The organism is Puniceispirillum sp. (SeqCode) (genome assembly GCF_965657105.1).
Lineage (GTDB): Bacteria > Pseudomonadota > Alphaproteobacteria > Puniceispirillales > Puniceispirillaceae > Puniceispirillum.
In genome coordinates, this window is record NZ_CBFHNB010000049.1 from 1 (window position 1) to 17,331 (window position 17,331).

Below are 17,331 nucleotides of genomic sequence, written 5' to 3' on the forward strand. Positions count from 1 at the left end.
CTTAAAGTTATCCAGCGGACCCCCTGTAGATGTAAGCGAACTATCAAAACATGCTGTTAAAGCGCCTGTGGTTGATGTATCACAATCAGCTGGTGCCACGGTCAGACCACCCGCACGTGCGAGCTGAATTGAAGTGATCCAACGTTCCAGCGTTTGGGCGTTTGTTTTTGTTACATCAGTCTTGGTATTGTCGATATATTGCTGATAACCGACGATACCGACCGCAGCCAGAACACCGATAATCGCAACCACAACAAGAAGTTCGATTAGCGAAAAGCCTTCGGTTTTCTTCAAAGTCATAATTTGTTCCTCATTTCAAAATTAGAAAATTGGCATCATTGCCAACTGAACTACCTGCGGAAATTTGCAAGGTATCTGAGGTCGTTTTATTAGGATTAATATTTGAAACAAATTATTTAGAATTTTCTTATTTAATGAATGCCCCTGAACAGCCTCCCCATGAATATCTCATCATTCGATCATGCCTTTGTCCTCAAGCATTTCGATATATTTATCCATTGTAACCATGCCATATTGATGTCCAGTTTGCATAATTGTTTGAATTTGAACGACTTTCTGTTCACGAATCAAATTAGCAATAGCAGGGATACATACCATCACCTCATAGGCACCAATACGCCCGCCGCCTTTACGTTTCAATAATTGCTGGGTTACAACGAGCCGCAAGGATTGTGATAATTGCGATCGTGCCTGTGACTGTTCTTCGGCAGGAAAAACATCAATAATACGGTTTATGGTTTCTGGTGCGCCATTCGTATGCAGCGTGCCGAACACCAGATGGCCTGTTTCCGCCGCCGTCATCGCCATCGAAACAGTCTCATAATCGCGAAGCTCACCCATCAGGATAATGTCCGGATCCTGTCGCAACGCGCCCTTGATTGCACTGCCAAACGTCATAGTATCACGCCCAACTTCGCGCTGGGTGATGATTGATTTTTTGCTGTGATGCACGAATTCAACCGGATCTTCTACGGTGATAATATTTTCATTTCGTTCACGATTAATTTTATCAACCATCGCCGCCAGCGAGGTCGATTTACCCGAACCTGTCTGGCCTGTAACAAGGACAAGACCCGACTTCTTGGTTAACACGTCATGCACCGCAGGCGGCAAACCCAAATGGTCGATATGCGGCACATCGGTGATGATGACACGCAATACCATGGCATAGCCTTGCAGCATTTTATAGCCGTTAGCCCGGAAACGCTGGCCTTGATATTGAATCGCAAAATCGACATCACCTGTCTTTTCAAACTGGGCGAATGCCGCGTCCCCAAGTTCGCCACGCAACAGGTCTTCAAGCATTTCATTGGTCGCTACAAAATCGATAGGCGCTATATCACCGGACTCGCGAACCTGGATCTTCTGATTCGCATGTATGTGAAAGTCAGACACTTTACGGGTATTTACCGTATTAATTAATATACCGTATATCGGGTTAGATGATGATTCCATGATGCTCACTTAACTTGTTGACGTTGGGATAGCTCAAAAACTGACGCGGTGGTTTATTCGATGTTTCTAATATTAAAAGACACAAAGGCACTTATCTGTGCCGCTATATTAGCTCTATTCACTTTTTCTCTGCTCATGAAAATAATGGTGTCCGAGGCTGGGGCATCCGAGGCGTATGTACTGCCTGAAACTGCCCCAGCTGAAATACATGCCCAGCTAAAGGCAGCACACAAACGTGACATTGATGCCATGTTTGCCATTGCCAGTTACCTGCTGACACATGTGGATAGTGATCCTGAAAATTATAACCAGCTGGCTTTTGGATGGGCACTGAACGCGGCGCGTAATGGCCATGCGCAAGCGTCGGAATTGACCGGTGTCATGTATCGTGGCGGCACCGGTGTCGCACAGAATTATGTTAAAGCACGCAAATGGTTGGAACGCGCCCTCGCCCGCCAATCGATGGAGCCTAATTTTGAACTCGCCTTGCTTTATGCCGATGAAAATAATCCGGGCTTCGATAAATCCAAAGCCGGAACCTTTTTGGCCGAAGCGATGCGGAGCGAGGAGCCGCGTGCTTGTTTGATATCGGCGCTGAACAAGATCGAAGATGGCGAGGTTATACGAAGCGTCCTACCCGAAATCACATGCGCAGCCGAGGGCGGAGTTGTCGATGCTATGGAAATGTTGGCGAATTACCATCTTGGACGAAGATCACCTTATGCCTTTGGCATGGCGCAAAATTGGTATGAACGCGCCGCCGCCGCGGGTAGCCTGAGCGCCATCGCCAAGCTTGAAGAACTGGCACTTGCCCCGTGAGTGGCAGCTTCACAATACTGGCGATTACGCAGATGCCATACATGTCGGTGATGATTATGTTGTGTGTCTTTTGTCTTGGCGGTTGTCTTGGATCATTTGCCAATGCGGCGGCGATGCGCCTGATTCGGGACGAGGATATTATCTATCAGGCTTCGCGCTGTCGTGCCTGCAAACGCCCTTTGCACATTCTTGAAAATCTGCCTTTCATCGGCTGGCTTCGAAAGCGCGGCATGTGCCATTGCGGCACGTTAAAGCTACCCTATCGTTATATTATGGTCGAACTGGTATTTGCCGGATTGATCGTGATATATGCGCTGACATTGCCGGTTATGACCGCCATTGGATTTTCAATTGCGGCTATTTTCATCGGCATTTCGATGCTTACCGATGCTGAAGCGATGATCCTGCATCCCACTTTATTGAGCATTCTAGCCATCATTGGCCTAGTCTTTGCGGTGATCGGTTCAGTATCGCCCAACATGGGTTTAGCAACCTTAACAAGCTGGCATTTAGCACCTGTTGAAGCGTTATGGGGCTTTGCTGTTGGCGCCTTAACACCATTATCTATCAATCTGCTATACCGCCTGATACGCGGACAAAATGGCTTTGGTGAAGGCGATTTCTGGATGCTGGGCGCGATTGGAGCCTGGACAGGATGGCAAGGCGCTTTGTCAATTCTGGTCCTGGCAGCAGCCAGTGCGGCGCTATGCGGCCTATTCATGATACTGACCGGCAAAGCATCCATTTTAACCCGACTTCCCTTCGGTATTTTTCTGGGCGGTGTTTTTATCCTTTGGTCTATATTCTTAATGTAATTAATTTAGCGAACTTCGATATACCATTGGAGTGTCGCAGTCACATGTTGTTTTCATTCAAGATCATTAGCAAGCCCAGTCATATGGGTGTCACTTTTTGCAAATCAGCCATCGGGTTTTTTGGCGTATTATTATTGATGTCCTGTGACACGCCCGAGCGCCTGCCTGCCGATGTGTCAATTGAGTCCAGCAAAAACCTGGTCAAGGAATCGCTGATTGCACCAATCAAGGGTATCGATGATGAAGATTTTCCAGTTGCCGAAAAGCTTCCACGCCGTTTGCTTTTGCAAGTGCAACATGCCCCCTCTAGCCTTGGTAACAGTGCTTTTGTAAAGCATGTTTATGGGCGCTTGCAGGATTCGGTAGATAATCAAGACGATAACGAAAATATGGTAGCCACATCAAATGGGGACCTGATGATACAGGATGACGGGGCCCTGAGTGATGGAGAAAAGAACACCATTCTGACAGAACGCATGGAAAAGCGTGCCGCCGATCTGGTAGGTCGCGGGCTGGAACTTGAAAAAAGGCTTTTTAATGATATCAGGGTTGTTAAAACCGAAGTTGAAGCTTTGATGAAAACAACTGTGGCGGGCCTTTCCGACCCTATCCCCGTATTTGGCAGAAATCTGACCGCGGATCGTGACGGTTACTTATCCATTCCGTCAGATATTGTCTTTGTTGGCGGTGAAAACGGCACCTTTGCAAGTAAAACAGCAAGCATCAGAAACCAGCTCAATAACCCGGTAATATCATTCTCGGCACGACAGATGCCGATTGCCGATGCGCTGAATTTTCTAATGCAAAGTATTAACCTACAGGCCACGATGTCAGATGCTGTTCTGAACTCAAATCAGACCGTTACGATCGCCATCGAAGCCAGTGTTCTAGCTATTCTGGATGCCTTGATGCAGCAGAATGATTTGGCCATTATTTATGATGCCGATATCGAAGTGGCGCAAATCTATACCGACACCGAGTTGACTAACCGGCTGGCGACAATACGTACCAGCATTGAAGGCTATAACAAGCAATTATTCGATAAAAGAACGCTTGAAAGAGCCAATCAGGATCAAGAACGACTGCGGCAAATGATCGGCCTAAGCCAGCTTTTGCTTGGGGCTGATGATGAGAGTTTTATTCGCGGTGTTGAGACGATGTCTCGCGCACCAGCTGGCGAGATTGCCAGCCTTGCGCTTGCCGATCTCACCGAAGAAGCACGCAAAATCCGTAAAACAATGATGCAGTTTGATCGCCGCACAAATGATTTGCTGACACCTGAAAAACATAACATCCAGCATGGCAGTAATGGCGCGCTTCTGGCACTTGCCAGCAAGCAAAATATGCTGATTGAAAATCCGTGCATCGTGCCTAGCCGCGAGGTTTTTGTCGAAAAAATCAACATCTATAACGCCCCTATTACAGGCAGTGCAGGTGTGATCAATCGTATTGATGATTTTTTTGCAATGACCCGCGATGCTGATAATACCACAAGCACAAATGCGGCAACGGCAAGTCCGGCAAGTCTGGCAAGTCCGACAACTACGCCAGCTTCAGCAAGCGTCTCAGCCACATCATCAAGCATTCTTGATAATGACCTAGCTTGCCCTGATGGCGATCCAGCGCCTAGAAAGCCAACTATGCTAGCCGATGACACCGGCATGATCATTTCAGGCACTCGTCGCGATAATGATCTGCTCGTCAAGCTGGTCGAACAGTTTGATGTACCAAATCTGCAGGTGCTCATCGAAATCTTCATGATTACCGTATCGCAAGATTTCAGCCGTCAGATCGATTCTCTTCTAAATGCCAATCCATCAGCAGGTGGTAATGGGGTCAGCGAAGCCACACTTACGGGTGTCAGTGATGGCGTTGCCGCCGCGGCAAGTAGTTTTAACTTGAATTTGTCTTCACCAAATCAGGAATTGACCAGCCTGATTAACTTCCTTGAATCGAATAAACTGGCACGGCTTGTATCCAGCCCGACTATTCTGGTCGCAGATGGCGAAACGGCCGAAATTTCTCGTGTGCAAAAGGCGCGTGTTTCGCGCATTGAACAATCTGCCAGTGATAACGGTACCGTTTTGACCAATACAGTGATCGATGAATTCCTAGCTCCTTTCCAGCTTGATATTGGCAAGGTGAAGATCAATCGCATCAATAAGACAGTGCAGTTGGAAGTCAGGCTTGAAGATACGCGATTTGCCTCGGCGCTTAGCTCTGTGACCAATGAAACTGATGAAACAACCGACACCATCACGACCAAATTTTGGTCAGCACCTGGTGATGTGATCGTTCTGGCAGGTTTGACCCGCAATTCCGAGACAACCAATACAACCGGCTTACCTGGCATGACAGGCGAGCTTGGCGCCATTGCCCCGGCGCTTGGCGGGAGCGACGGCATTGAGAACACCTTGTCCGAAACCATTATATTTATGGCACCAACCGTTATCGACCCAAGCGCCGACCAGCAACCGCATTCGGCGTTTCGCACGCGCAACCGCCGGAAAGCAAATTAGACATGTTGGTGATGGATATAGTTAACCCGAACGTAACGCGTTGGCTTTTTCATAAAGTCGGCGGGTTTCGACAACATAGACGTCTTTTGTAATGCGCTCATCCATATATAATTGCCGGACAGCCAGCATTTCCTGCTCGATTGAAATCAACTCAGCGTCCGCCTTGGCACCACTTGACTCGCGCTTAAAAAAGCTAAAGCCGCCAGTACTGGCCTCGGGTGCGGAAATATCTGCTGTTATGTCATCATCGCTTGGGACATCAAAGGCTGCATTTGTAACTGGTTTGGGTGCAGATGTGGTTAATGATTCAGGGGCGGCGTTAGTTGGCGTTTCATCGGGCAAAACAATTTTGGGGTCAGCTTTCTTTTTAGCAACCGCTTTATTGGCACCCGCTTTATTGGCACCCGCTTTATTGGCACCTGCTTTCTTGGCAACAGCTTTTCTGGCACCAGTTTTTTTGGCACCAGCTTTCTTGGGTGCCGCCTTATCTGCCTGTTTGGTTTTGGCTGTTTTTTTTGCCTTTGGCGGCGTTTCATCTGTGCGGGCTGCGTCTTCCTGCGGTGTTGGTTTCTCGCTGAACAATGACCTCATGATCGCAAACATCATAAGCACAATAGCCAGCCCAACGCTGCTTAGCAGAAGCAATCGTATCTGTTTCGGGTTGGCATCAGGCAAGACTACTGAAAGCAGGTACATGGTTTGATCTGAAATAAAAGTGAGTGCGTCCATTATTTATCCCTAGACATTTTTTATGATCCCGAATGGTAAACGCGCTTAAAACTGACTGACAAAGATTAACAAAACATTAACATTTATCGAGTGTTTTCTAATGGCAACTGCATTAACCAAATTTGCTAGCTTCTTCCGTCCCATCGGCAAAGGCTCCGACGAAGTCGTTGCGATCAAATTACATCCCAAGGCAGTCACGGTAGCCGAAGTAAGATTAAATTCCAATGTCATAAACATTGATAATCTGGCAAGTGCTGGTTTGCCCCGCCAATTGGACATGCACAATCTATCACGAAGTCAGGATATGGTTGTCGATACGCTGCGCACCATGCATGAGCGCGATATGTATGCGGCGCAAGATGCCGGCATTATCATTCCCAGCGGTATCGTGACTTTACGACAAATCAACTTGCCTTTCATGACACCTGCCGAGCTTGCCAAGGAAGCCAAAGATATCAGTTTCTGGCAGGATGCCGAACCCGACATAGGCAAGCTTGAAGATCCGTTTGTTTCATATCATACGCTGATCAGCTCGGAAAATGATGATTTGACGCGTGTTGTTATCGGATTTGCCGAAACGACCAGCTTACGCCCCTGGTCTGATATATTGTTGGCGGCGCATCTGAATCCTGTTCATATCGATCTGGAACCAGTGGCCTTGGCCAATTTCCTATATGACTCGCTATCACGCGAGGAAAAGCGCCAAAGTCAGGCTATTTTGCATATTACCCAGAATCGCATCGAAGTGATCGCGTTTCAATATAATAAATTTCACACCGTCAAGCTGGAGATCAGTGAATTCGATCATGTGCTTTTGACCGAGGTTGAAGATATTGAAGACCCAACTGGTGAATTCTGGGATGAAGTAGGCGCCCGTACTGGTAATACATTAAAACAAGCCATTCTGTTTCTGCAGGAAGAACAGGATTTTCCACCCTTTTCAGTGATACATGTCGCCGTTGATGCGCTTCGTGCTCGCAACCTGATGACCTTGCTTGATCGGGGTTTCACCCTCGCCCCTATCACCTTGTGGGATCCAACCGAACGGGCACAATTATCGCAGCCTGTGACCCAGCTTTTATCAAAAGTAGGCAATGTATCTGGCTTTGGATCAGCCTTTGGTTTGGGACTGCGGCGACTTGGCACCTTTGGTGAGCCAGATCGTGGCCTAATCCAGCTATCGATGCTTCCCCATGCCGACACATTGCGGCGCAACCGCCAAATGGGCGTCGTATCGCGCAGTTTGCTCAAAGCATGGGTCGTGGTTGCCATGATTATGTTTGGCTGGACTTTTGGGATGGTTGTGCCTGGCTTTCTGGACAGCAAATCCGAAAGCCGCGGCATTGAAGATATCAAAATATCGGCTGCAACGGCACAACAACAGCTTACTAGCGCCGAGGAAACGGTTGGCATTCGTGAAGCCGAATTGATGGCAGTATCCGAAATCGGCATGCCACGCGGCAAGCTCGTCATCATGGACACGTTGCCCGACTTATTACCCGAAGGGCTGGAATTGTCATCATATAGGCTGGAAGATAATAACAATCTGACTATTTCCGGATCAGCCATCAGCGAGGCGGCGATTTTCACCTTTATGACCGAGCTTACCAATAGCGGATTAGTGGCCAACCCAAGCACCAGGCCATCACCACGCGAGGAAAGCACATTCTATGATTTCGAACTAACCGGCACTTTGCAACAGGAGCGATAAAGCATGATAGATTTCAAAAAACTGCTTGGTCGTTCTGAAACACCTGTAACCACTGAATTATCAGCTGAAGCCTATGCTTTGTTACAGCAACTTCAGCAATCAGCGAATGCCGAACCTATGGCCAGACCACAACAACCGCTGAACAATCCCTTTACCCCCGATAATACCAGCCCTGAACTGGCTGATTGCGAGATGTCCGGCCCTGATTCAGCTAATCCCAATCTGGCCAACCAAACTCCCGCTTCGCCGCCTGCTGGCACAGTATCAGCGCTCAATCTTCCCCAAGCCACCATAGCCCAGCCGGATTCGTCCCCGCCCCCGCATCGCATGGATCAAACCGGAACAGGATCATCGTTTCAGATGCCACAAGCCCGTGCTGGCGTGGCATCCGGGCGTCTATCGTCAGACTCCGACAATACGCTAGCCTCTGACAACCCAACCACTATGCCGCCAAATCTGGGATTAGGCACAGAACTGGCGACGATGCCTCCTGTCGCATCGGCAAAAGCCAGCAAAGCCAAAGAACGGGCACAGCAAAAAGCCAAAGCGTCGAATGCCACTCGTGAAGAAAAGAAACAGGCGGCCCAACATGCTCGAGAAGAAAAACTGCGTAACCAGCGACGCAAGACATTGGCAAAAACGCGCTTTTCACGGGCGCGCTATCTTCGCGAGCTCAATGGCAATGCGGTAGCTGGAACAATATTATGGGGCTTTATGATTGTTGCCTCACTGACTGGCCCTTTTTTGCTTAATACCGGATTTTTACTACCTCAAACGCGCATAAATCGCGATGTCATCGGACAGATCAGGCAGTTTGAAGCGGTTATTTCACAAGCACAGCCGCAAATCGCCGCTGCAAATCAGCGGAAAGCCGAAAAAGAAGCACAGATCAATGACATGATCAGAAAGTTTGTCGATAGCCAAACCGCCGATGAAGTCATCAGGAATTTTATTGAAGATTTGAAAGCGTCTGGCATGTCAGTCAATGATGGCAATTTACAATTAACGCAGGAAGATATCGCCGTTTCAGGTCTCATTGGCCAGACGTTAAGCATTGAAATGAAAGGCAATTTCCTGACCTATCTGCGTCTGCGTAACCGCTTTGTGCGCGATCAGGGGCTAGTTCATGTGCTCGATGAAAACATCATGGCAAAACCAAATAACCGGATCGTTGATATCAATCTGCGGCTGATGGTGCCGTCCAGCATCTAGTCCCAAATATATTATCTTGTTTCACTGAAATATTAACGGAACCATATATTAGATAATTAAATTTTAAGTAGGGTAACTGGCAATATAAATGAAACGTATAGTATTCAAAATCATCGTGCTTTTATCGGTATTCCATATTGTGCCTGCCTTTGCAGGTGCCGATAACACCACCTCATTAGAAGCGCCTGAAGTTCTGGATATCGATGATCCTTTTGCGCGTGGACTGGATCGTGTCGCCGATCAGGCAACCGGTGGGGTGCCTCTGCCAGCACCTATTGGGGATCTATCAAAAAATCAACCAACGGGCGCCGAATTGCTGGGCGAACAATCCGAACTGGCTCTTGTTGCCCGAAATTACCGCGTAGTCGGGTTGGCTGTATCGCGCAAAGAAACCAAAGCACAAATCTTTGCCGACAATAATGAAGAAATTCTAGCGGGTAACAAGCCTTTAATGGCCTATGCACGGATCGGTATTTTTGAAGATTATAATCTGGCACGTCAAACAGCGATTGATCTGAAATCCACTTCATATGCCTTTCTTGGTGCCCATTTCATCATGCGGGAAGATGAGGAAGAAGACGGCATCATTCTGGATATAGGGCCAACCCGCAATGTTGTTCATGCCGAACGCTATTGTGAATTAATGATGGCTAAAACCAATGGTCTTGTGAAGGATTGCTATGCGGTGCTGGAATATCCGGGTGTGGAGCCGCTAAATACATTTTCGTCAACAGCGATGATCCGGGTGGCGCCTTATGCGGTGGAAACGGTAATCAATGACAATAATTTGTTCGATCTTAACCAATCAGCCCGCCAGCTTCTGACGCTACGCGAAGGTGACATGCTGGGCAATGGCAATGTTAATCTGACAAAAATCACCCCGCAAGGCGTTATGCTTGTCGCCGAAAACGGGGATGTTAATTTATTGCCAATCGGTTACGTTCCCGAACGCCCCTTCACCGCCAAACCTGCTTCGACTGGTCTGATACCTGTTCCAGAAATCACACCTGGCACCCTTGCCCCCGCGCCTGAAACCCCGCAGCTCGACTTTGGCCCGCTTCCAGATGCTGCGATTCCAGTCGAAATTATAGATGACAGTGAAACAGATACGAATGGCAGTTAGGCAGGTGCATAATGGCCATTTTTAGTAATGAAGTCGCCGATAAGGTTTTGCGCGTCATGCAATCGTCAAATTTTGTCGACCCGCAAAAACTATCCGAAGCGCATTCCAGTTCAAATGGCATCTCGTCTGCATTGCTGGAAACATTAATTCGATCAGGCGGCACCGATGAAGAGCTGGTGCATAAGGTGTTATCGCGTGCCTATGCGTTGCGCCGATGCCAGCTAGAGCCAAAGCAAGTCGATGTGCGGGCACTAGCCTTGATTCCGGTCAGCTTTATTGACAAGCATTATGCGATCCCCTTTCAGGTCGAAAACCGGTTTTTACGTGTTGGTATCATCGATCCGACAACCGCCACTTTGGCAGGCCAGCTCAAATCCATTTCCAATTTCAATATTGAATTCCAACTTATCAGCCTGTCAAATTTTGAAGCGCTGCGAAGCCATGAGCGTATAAAATCGGTTCTGGATAGCGCCCAAAAGAAGCTACAACATTCAATCACCGGCAGCAAAACCCGCAGATCAAAATTTGCTCTGGATAATGATGAGCTGGTGCCCGAATTTTGCGATCATATTCTGCATAGCGCGCTTGATACTGGCACCAGTGATATTCATATCGAGCCGTTCCGCGATATTGCCCGTGTCCGCTTTCGGATTGATGGCAGGCTCGTCATCCGCGAAGAATATTCAGACTATCTGTTTCGCAATTTTCTGGGCGTCATAACGCGTTTCAAGATTATGGCTGATTGTGATATTTCGGAAAAACGTCTGCCCCAGGACGGTGGTATTACGATTTCCTATCTGGGTGAGGATATCGATTTTCGTTTCAATGTGCTGCCAGGCAAGAATGGCGAACGCATTGTTATGCGAATCCTGAAAGGGGACCCGTCCTTATCCTTGAGCCGGATTGGCCTGACCAGCGAAAATTATGACAAGATCGTCGATGCCATCACCGCCCCACAAGGCATGGTGCTGGTGACTGGCCCTACCGGATCGGGCAAAACCACAACACTTTATGGCTGTCTGCAGCATATTAACGATCCCGACCTGAATATCATGACTGCCGAAGATCCGGTAGAATATTACCTTGAAGGCGTCGGACAGACACAGGCAAACGAAAAAATCGGTTTGTCATTTAATGCCATTTTGCGCGCCTTTCTGCGGCAAGATCCCGAAGTGATTCTGGTAGGGGAGATACGCGATACAGAAACCGTCGAAATTGCGGTAAAGGCCGCTTTGACTGGTCATTTGCTGTTATCAACTTTACATACGAATGACGCCATTTCCACGATCACTCGCCTGATGAATATGGGGGTGCCCCCTTTCATGATCGCCGCCGCAACCAGCCTGATAGTGGCGCAACGCCTTGGCCGCCCGAATTGTAAACATTGCCTGATTAATGACCCGAAAGCCACCACCGCCTCATTACGCAAAATCGGCTTCAAAGATGAAGATACCGAAGGGTGGCAACCGCAAGTTGGTGCCGGATGCGATAAATGTGACGGCAGCGGGTACAAGGGACGGCGCGGTATTTATGAAGTTCTGCGGATAAATCCCGAACTTGAAGAAGCCATTCTTAAAGAAGCCCTCGCACCCGAATTACTGGCCGCGGCTAAAGTGGATGGGTTCCAGACAATGCAGGAAATTGCCCGCGGCTTTGTCAAAGAAGGTGTGTTCAGCATCGCCGAATATACGCGGATTCTAGTTCTATAATGAAAAAATTTACCTATAAGGCCAATCAGCGCGGCAAAAAGACCAAAGGCGAAGTTGAAGGCGAAAATGCCATGCAAATACGGCAAAAACTCCGCGCCGAAGGTATGCGCGACATTGCGCTAAAAGAAATCAAAGCAAAGAAAAAATCATCGATAAATATCGATATCACTTGGGGCCCGTTTGGTTCGATTCCAGCCAAGGAAATCATGATTTTCACCAAGAAGATCGCAACCATGATGCGCGCGGGCCTGCCAATTGTCGAAGCGATGATACTGGTCGCCGGACAATCCAGTAACGCCAATATGAAACGTGTATCAACCGACATGATCACCAAGCTGAATAATGGCGCGTCACTATCGCAATCATTTCGCCACCATAAGCGGCATTTTGATGCGGTCTATCTGAATATGGTCGAAGCTGGCGAAATTTCGGGAAAGCTTGATACGTTTCTGGATCGGCTTGTCGAAATGCTGGAAAAGCAACAGGCGATCAAGGCCGGAATCAAATCAGCTTTATTCTATCCAGTTACGCTTGTAGTTATCACGATATCTATCTCATATTTCATGCTGACCAATGTCGTGCCGACTTTCCAGGATATGTATGAAGGGCTAGGCGCCGAATTACCGGGACCAACACAGGCGATCGTCAATGCCAGTAACTGGATACAGGATGGCGGTAATCTGGCTCGTGTTTTTGGTACATTTGCCGCCGTGATGCTGGTCAATCATCTGTTGAACCGCTTTGTCCGCACATACCGTAAATTGAAAAGCATCATCGCCCTACGTCTGCCGATTGTCGGCGATATTATCGTCAAAGCAACGGTTGCCCGCATGTCGTTGCTGATGGCCAATCTGTTAGCCGCTGGTGTGTCGGTAATCGATACATTGGAAGTGTCCAGCACGGTGTCACAAAATATCCAGTTTCTGGATGCTATGACCCGTATCAAGCAGAAAATCACCACCGGCGCACCGCTGTCACAATTATTCGGCAATGAAGCTGTCTTTCCGATTGCCTTGTCGCAATTAATGGCGGTTGGCGAACGCACCGGTAATATGGACGAAATGCTGACATCGATTGCCAAATATTACGAAGAAGAATTCACCACCGTTGTCGATGGTCTGTCAACGATCATCGAACCGCTTATGATCGTTTTTGTTGGCGCTATGATCGGTATCATGGTGGTCGCGCTATATCTGCCGATTTTCTCGGCTGGCGATGCTATCCGCTAGCCAGTCGGGTCTTTACACCAAAAATCAGGCGCAAAATAAATCATTTTACAAGTGACTGCATATAGTCATGCAGTTCAGGTATTTCATTAATCCTTGTGACCCCCGTGCCCGCCCATAGCGATTGATAGTCAGGGTTCTCTATCGCCTTGGCATGTTTCCGCAAGGGTGCTGTCGCATAATGCAGATGGGGAAATCCCATATTATATTTAAATGCGAGCTGGGCTAGATGATTTTTTAGCCCGCGTGCGCTTTTGCCAGTGATGCTTGTGGTGGATATTGTGGCATGCGCATCAGTAGCATCGATGATGGATTGTTTATAGGCTTGCGATGCGGCACTTTGCTTTGTGGCCAGAAAAGCAGTGCCAATCTGAACCCCTGCAAAGCCTTGTTTCAGCGCCTGTTCAATATCATCCCGCGTCACGATACCGCCTGCCATGATAAAAGGCTTATCGGGGTGGCGGCGCATCGCCGCGCAAAAGGCAATCACATCACTATGACCGTCGTCAGAAAACCCACCCTTATGCCCGCCAGCATGAGCATTTTGATACATCAGAATGTCGGAATCCTGAGTTCGTAAAGCGTCATCAATTTCATCAACGGCGTTAATAGTGGTCATCAAGATTATGCCAGCCTGTTTGAGCGCGGCGACATCTTCATCTCTCAAAAGCCCGAAGGTAGTGCTGACTATCGGAACCTTGCGGTCAATCAGAAGGGCTATTAGATTGCGCATCGAAGGGGGTGGCGGAATGATGAAACAATCATCCACATCAAGCCCCAGATCCGCTTCAATTTGAATGATTTCTTTGGGTTTGGTTAAGCTGACCTGTCCATAGTCATCATAATCGACAAATATATTGACCGAAAATGGCGCGGTGGTTTGCGCCTGAACTTGATCGATGAAACGATCAACCTGCGCTAGAGAAAGATAACCGCTGGCTATAGATCCCAGCATGCCGAAATTTGACACATCAGCGACAAAGCCGGGTGATGTTATGCCCCCAGCCATAGGCGCTTGCAAAACCGGATGATCTATATTCAGCAGTTTGGTCAACGCATATGCAGGCATTACGTTTTGTCCATTTGTATCGTTTCGGAACCAAACGTAACATTGCCACGGGCATCTAAAAAATCATACCGAAACTTAGATGACTTTTGACCCATGCCATATTGACCGCGATCGCGCATCGCTTCACTATCAAGACGTGAACTAACCACAGTTTGGATTGCCAACTGTGCAAAGCAAGGAGATGCACATGGACACCGTCAATTTCCGCCGCATGGATGAAGGCACCGCCGCCGACTATGCTCTGCTTGGCAAGTTGGAGGATGAATTTGTCGAAGCTTTGCCGGATCGCCTGCTGGCTGCCTTGCAAGGCCTAAAGTCAACATTGGCGGGTTATCAAATTGACCGATTGGAACATTCACTGCAAGCGGCCACCCGCGCTGAACGTGATGGTGCCGATAGCGAGATGATTATAGCCGCGCTGATCCATGATCTGGGCGATGATCTAGCGCCGATGAACCATTCTCAGCTTGCCGCCGCGATCATCCGCCCCTATGTGCGCGCCGAAGTCACTTGGGTGATAGAACATCACGGCATTTTCCAGCTTTATTATCATGGCGAGGCAGAAGGCGTTGATAAAAACGCGCGTGATATTTTTGCCGGACATAAATGGTTTGATAGCTGTGACCGTTTTTGCCAGCTATGGGATCAGATGGCGTTTGATCCGGATTATGATACGTTGCCCTTGAGCCATTTTGAACCCATGTTGCGCGCCATTTTTAGCCGTGACCCTTTTGACCCCGCCATCATCGGCCAAGACGAGACAAACTGATGCCCAAAACAATCATGATTACCGGCGCTAATCGCGGTATTGGACTAGAAATGACACGCCAAGCCGCCGCCCGCGGTGACAAGGTGATTGCCTGTTGCCGTGATGCGATGCAGGCGACCGATCTGATTGCCGCCGCCAAGCAGAATAGTGATATCACCGTGCTTGGTCTGGATGTCTGCGCAGAAAATGATATGAGTAGAATCGCCGCTGGTATGACCCGCGCGATTGACATTCTGGTATGTAATGCCGGCGTTCTGAACAGCTATGGCGGGATGCTTGACCCCAAGCATGACCATGTCGCCATTGAAAATGTGCTGATGACAAATGTAGCAGGTGTTTTCTTTACAGCGCGCGCTTTTCTGCCGCATGTCAAAAAGGAAACACCCGGTAAAATCGCGGTTATTTCATCGATCATGGGCAGCAACCGGCAATCGCATAGCAACGCCCCGATCTATCGGGCATCCAAGGCAGCGGCGACCAATCTGGCACGTTCAATGGCGGTTGAACTGGAACCTGACGGGATCGCCGTTGGGGCGTTTCATCCGGGCTGGGTGCGCACCGATATGGGCGGTAGAGAAGCCAGTATTTCGCCGGAACAGAGCGCGTCCGGATTGCTGGCCCGCTTTGATGCCTTGTCATTGGCCACAACCGGCGTTTTTGAAAATTACAAAGGCGATGAAATACCGTTTTAAAGAATGTCTGGGGTGGCTATATGGCAAAAGATAAACAGGATCAAAAAGCATCACCCGTGATGGTCGATAATGACCATATCAATATTGCCTATTCAAACCCCAGCACCAGCGCCTTGATGGATATGTATGCCAAATGGGCCAGAGACTATGATCGGGAAACAGTATCTGGTCATGGCTATGCCGCACCGCAGGATGCTGTTGCCGGATTTGCCGAAATTGTTACTGATAGAAAGGCGCGTATTCTTGACATCGGGTGCGGCACCGGTCTGGTTGGGGTTTTGCTGGCGGCACGCGGCTATAGCCATATTGACGGTGCCGATCTGTCCGAAGAAATGCGCGCTGTTGCCGCAGAACATGGCGTTTATCGTGACCTGTTCAGGCTGGATATGACAGATGATTACAATATCAGCAATCGTTATGACGCGGCAATCTGCGTTGGTGTGTTCGGTTTTGGCCCGCCACATATTGAGCATCTGCATCATATCATGGGCGCGGTCAAACCGGGGGCACCTGTTGTGCTGACGGTCAATAGCGCGGGCTGGAAGGCGCGTGACTGGGATGCCAGCTTTATCCCGCATCTAGCAGATTATGAGATCGAACTGGTTGCCGATACACGTATCCGCTATCTGACAAAAGAAGATATCGACGGCCGCCTCATTCATTTACGACAGGCGTTTTAGACAAGTCTAGGCTGACAGATTGTCAATATAAGCCGCCGCGGTCATCGCATGATAGGTGATATCAGGCACCCCAAGATCGACAGGCACCGGATCAACAATTTCAATGGGTATCCGGCGTGCCACCCCCATGCGCAAGGCAATGGCGGTGATATTGACGCTAAAGGACGTGCCCATAAACACCATGGTATCGGCCTGATCCATCCAGCTTTCGGCTTCGGTCATCCGGTACAGATCGGTATAAAACTCGTCAAATAGCAACACATAGGGTTTCAGCGACACGCCCATTTCCGGTGTCTGTGTGCGGGTGCTGATTTTGAACTGCTCAAGCAAGGCGGCTGTCAGGCGTTCGTCATCATCCTGATCAAGTGCCGCAACAGGTTCCCATGGGGCATCAATCAGCGCGATTTCCCCGCCGCCGCTAAAGGACTGTTCATGCAGAATAGTGACCTTATCAAGCCGCCCATGAATCGAGATATAATCCACATTACCAGCCTTGCCATCTAGCCCGTCAATATTCTGGGTGATGAGCTGTTTATCAGCCAGCCAGCCATGCACCATATTCGGGGCAACATTACGGTAACTGGCAAAGCGTCGATAATACCACAGCAGAAATTGACCTGGGTCATTCATATACATGGCACGGGTGGCCATTTCCTGTGGGGTATAATTATGACTTCCGATTGTCCAGAATCCATCCTCACCGCGAAAGGTGGGAATGCCGCTGTCAACGCTGACGCCTGCACCGGTAATATATAAAACAGTCATTCAAGATGCCTTTCCAC

Annotated in this window: 16 protein-coding genes; 11 read left to right on the top strand and 5 right to left on the bottom strand. The window is 48.7% G+C overall.

From position 1 onward, the window contains the following. Both ACTF7Q_RS07625 and ACTF7Q_RS07630 read right to left on the bottom strand, forming a co-directional pair. Nucleotides 1-300, bottom strand: a 300-nt coding sequence (locus tag ACTF7Q_RS07625) for a type IV pilin protein (RefSeq protein WP_438997256.1), incomplete at its 3' end; no start/stop codon positions are given. Nucleotides 301-471: 171 nt separating this feature from the next. Continuing rightward, a complete protein-coding gene (locus tag ACTF7Q_RS07630) occupies nucleotides 472-1,476 on the bottom strand; it encodes a type IV pilus twitching motility protein PilT (RefSeq protein WP_438997257.1) in 1,005 nt (334 codons plus the stop codon). A 60-nt stretch (nucleotides 1,477-1,536) separates the two neighbouring features. Between ACTF7Q_RS07630 and ACTF7Q_RS07635 the strand changes: the two genes are divergently transcribed. From ACTF7Q_RS07635 to ACTF7Q_RS07645, 3 genes are read left to right on the top strand one after another with little or no spacing between them, the layout of a single operon-like run. Further along, on the top strand, nucleotides 1,537-2,295 hold the full coding sequence (locus ACTF7Q_RS07635; RefSeq protein WP_438997258.1) for a tetratricopeptide repeat protein: 759 nt from the start codon (nucleotides 1,537-1,539) through the stop codon (nucleotides 2,293-2,295). A gap of 56 nt (nucleotides 2,296-2,351) precedes the next feature. Next, a complete protein-coding gene (locus tag ACTF7Q_RS07640) occupies nucleotides 2,352-3,110 on the top strand; it encodes a prepilin peptidase (RefSeq protein WP_438997259.1) in 759 nt (252 codons plus the stop codon). A gap of 44 nt (nucleotides 3,111-3,154) precedes the next feature. After that, on the top strand, nucleotides 3,155-5,629 hold the full coding sequence (locus tag ACTF7Q_RS07645) for a type II secretion system protein GspD (protein WP_438997260.1): 2,475 nt from the start codon (nucleotides 3,155-3,157) through the stop codon (nucleotides 5,627-5,629). A 21-nt stretch (nucleotides 5,630-5,650) separates the two neighbouring features. On the opposite strand, the gene ACTF7Q_RS07650 is transcribed toward ACTF7Q_RS07645, so the two are convergent. Continuing rightward, nucleotides 5,651-6,358 (bottom strand): hypothetical protein, encoded by a 708-nt coding sequence (locus ACTF7Q_RS07650; RefSeq protein WP_438997261.1) that lies wholly within the window; start codon nucleotides 6,356-6,358, stop codon nucleotides 5,651-5,653. 100 nt (nucleotides 6,359-6,458) lie between these two features. Here ACTF7Q_RS07650 and ACTF7Q_RS07655 point away from each other — a divergent pair, with 100 nt between their 5' ends. The 5 genes from ACTF7Q_RS07655 (at nucleotide 6,459) to ACTF7Q_RS07675 (ending at nucleotide 13,342) form a co-directional block, all read left to right on the top strand. Beyond that, nucleotides 6,459-8,069: a PilN domain-containing protein gene (locus tag ACTF7Q_RS07655; protein WP_438997262.1), complete on the top strand. Its 1,611-nt coding sequence runs from the start codon at nucleotides 6,459-6,461 to the stop codon at nucleotides 8,067-8,069. Nucleotides 8,070-8,072: 3 nt separating this feature from the next. Further along, a complete protein-coding gene (locus ACTF7Q_RS07660; protein ID WP_438997263.1) occupies nucleotides 8,073-9,281 on the top strand; it encodes a hypothetical protein in 1,209 nt (402 codons plus the stop codon). A gap of 88 nt (nucleotides 9,282-9,369) precedes the next feature. Next, a complete protein-coding gene (locus tag ACTF7Q_RS07665) occupies nucleotides 9,370-10,404 on the top strand; it encodes a hypothetical protein (RefSeq protein WP_438997264.1) in 1,035 nt (344 codons plus the stop codon). An 11-nt stretch (nucleotides 10,405-10,415) separates the two neighbouring features. Continuing rightward, nucleotides 10,416-12,113: a GspE/PulE family protein gene (locus ACTF7Q_RS07670; RefSeq protein ID WP_438997265.1), complete on the top strand. Its 1,698-nt coding sequence runs from the start codon at nucleotides 10,416-10,418 to the stop codon at nucleotides 12,111-12,113. Then, on the top strand, nucleotides 12,113-13,342 hold the full coding sequence (locus tag ACTF7Q_RS07675; protein ID WP_438997266.1) for a type II secretion system F family protein: 1,230 nt from the start codon (nucleotides 12,113-12,115) through the stop codon (nucleotides 13,340-13,342). Before ACTF7Q_RS07670 ends, ACTF7Q_RS07675 begins: the two co-directional genes overlap by 1 nt. A gap of 40 nt (nucleotides 13,343-13,382) precedes the next feature. On the opposite strand, the gene ACTF7Q_RS07680 is transcribed toward ACTF7Q_RS07675, so the two are convergent. After that, nucleotides 13,383-14,408 carry an NAD(P)H-dependent flavin oxidoreductase gene (locus tag ACTF7Q_RS07680; RefSeq protein ID WP_438997267.1) on the bottom strand — a complete coding sequence of 342 codons (1,026 nt, stop codon included), beginning with the start codon at nucleotides 14,406-14,408 and terminating at the stop codon, nucleotides 13,383-13,385. 187 nt (nucleotides 14,409-14,595) lie between these two features. On the opposite strand from ACTF7Q_RS07680, the gene ACTF7Q_RS07685 reads away from it, so the two are divergent. The 3 genes from ACTF7Q_RS07685 to ACTF7Q_RS07695 are packed head-to-tail and all read left to right on the top strand — an operon-like array spanning nucleotide 14,596 to nucleotide 16,549. Beyond that, a complete protein-coding gene (locus ACTF7Q_RS07685) occupies nucleotides 14,596-15,177 on the top strand; it encodes an HD domain-containing protein (RefSeq protein ID WP_438997268.1) in 582 nt (193 codons plus the stop codon). Continuing rightward, nucleotides 15,177-15,869 carry an SDR family oxidoreductase gene (locus tag ACTF7Q_RS07690; protein ID WP_438997269.1) on the top strand — a complete coding sequence of 231 codons (693 nt, stop codon included), beginning with the start codon at nucleotides 15,177-15,179 and terminating at the stop codon, nucleotides 15,867-15,869. The genes ACTF7Q_RS07685 and ACTF7Q_RS07690 overlap by 1 nt, the downstream gene beginning before the upstream one ends. A gap of 20 nt (nucleotides 15,870-15,889) precedes the next feature. Beyond that, nucleotides 15,890-16,549 (top strand): class I SAM-dependent DNA methyltransferase, encoded by a 660-nt coding sequence (locus ACTF7Q_RS07695; protein ID WP_438997270.1) that lies wholly within the window; start codon nucleotides 15,890-15,892, stop codon nucleotides 16,547-16,549. Nucleotides 16,550-16,555: 6 nt separating this feature from the next. Here ACTF7Q_RS07695 and ACTF7Q_RS07700 read toward each other — a convergent pair whose 3' ends face one another. Further along, on the bottom strand, nucleotides 16,556-17,314 hold the full coding sequence (locus ACTF7Q_RS07700; protein ID WP_438997271.1) for an SIR2 family NAD-dependent protein deacylase: 759 nt from the start codon (nucleotides 17,312-17,314) through the stop codon (nucleotides 16,556-16,558). Nucleotides 17,315-17,331: the final 17 nt, after the last annotated feature.

Bases quoted from the DNA above. Each gene is read 5' to 3' on its own strand.
- ACTF7Q_RS07630 (WP_438997257.1), bottom strand. From the start codon at position 1,476: ATGGAATCATCATCTAACCCGATATACGGTATATTAATTAATACGGTA.
- ACTF7Q_RS07635 (WP_438997258.1), top strand. From the start codon at position 1,537: ATGTTTCTAATATTAAAAGACACAAAGGCACTTATCTGTGCCGCTATA.
- ACTF7Q_RS07640 (WP_438997259.1), top strand. From the start codon at position 2,352: ATGTTGTGTGTCTTTTGTCTTGGCGGTTGTCTTGGATCATTTGCCAAT.
- ACTF7Q_RS07645 (WP_438997260.1), top strand. From the start codon at position 3,155: ATGTTGTTTTCATTCAAGATCATTAGCAAGCCCAGTCATATGGGTGTC.
- ACTF7Q_RS07650 (WP_438997261.1), bottom strand. From the start codon at position 6,358: ATGGACGCACTCACTTTTATTTCAGATCAAACCATGTACCTGCTTTCA.
- ACTF7Q_RS07655 (WP_438997262.1), top strand. From the start codon at position 6,459: ATGGCAACTGCATTAACCAAATTTGCTAGCTTCTTCCGTCCCATCGGC.
- ACTF7Q_RS07660 (WP_438997263.1), top strand. From the start codon at position 8,073: ATGATAGATTTCAAAAAACTGCTTGGTCGTTCTGAAACACCTGTAACC.
- ACTF7Q_RS07665 (WP_438997264.1), top strand. From the start codon at position 9,370: ATGAAACGTATAGTATTCAAAATCATCGTGCTTTTATCGGTATTCCAT.
- ACTF7Q_RS07670 (WP_438997265.1), top strand. From the start codon at position 10,416: ATGGCCATTTTTAGTAATGAAGTCGCCGATAAGGTTTTGCGCGTCATG.
- ACTF7Q_RS07675 (WP_438997266.1), top strand. From the start codon at position 12,113: ATGAAAAAATTTACCTATAAGGCCAATCAGCGCGGCAAAAAGACCAAA.
- ACTF7Q_RS07680 (WP_438997267.1), bottom strand. From the start codon at position 14,408: ATGCCTGCATATGCGTTGACCAAACTGCTGAATATAGATCATCCGGTT.
- ACTF7Q_RS07685 (WP_438997268.1), top strand. From the start codon at position 14,596: ATGGACACCGTCAATTTCCGCCGCATGGATGAAGGCACCGCCGCCGAC.
- ACTF7Q_RS07690 (WP_438997269.1), top strand. From the start codon at position 15,177: ATGCCCAAAACAATCATGATTACCGGCGCTAATCGCGGTATTGGACTA.
- ACTF7Q_RS07695 (WP_438997270.1), top strand. From the start codon at position 15,890: ATGGCAAAAGATAAACAGGATCAAAAAGCATCACCCGTGATGGTCGAT.
- ACTF7Q_RS07700 (WP_438997271.1), bottom strand. From the start codon at position 17,314: ATGACTGTTTTATATATTACCGGTGCAGGCGTCAGCGTTGACAGCGGC.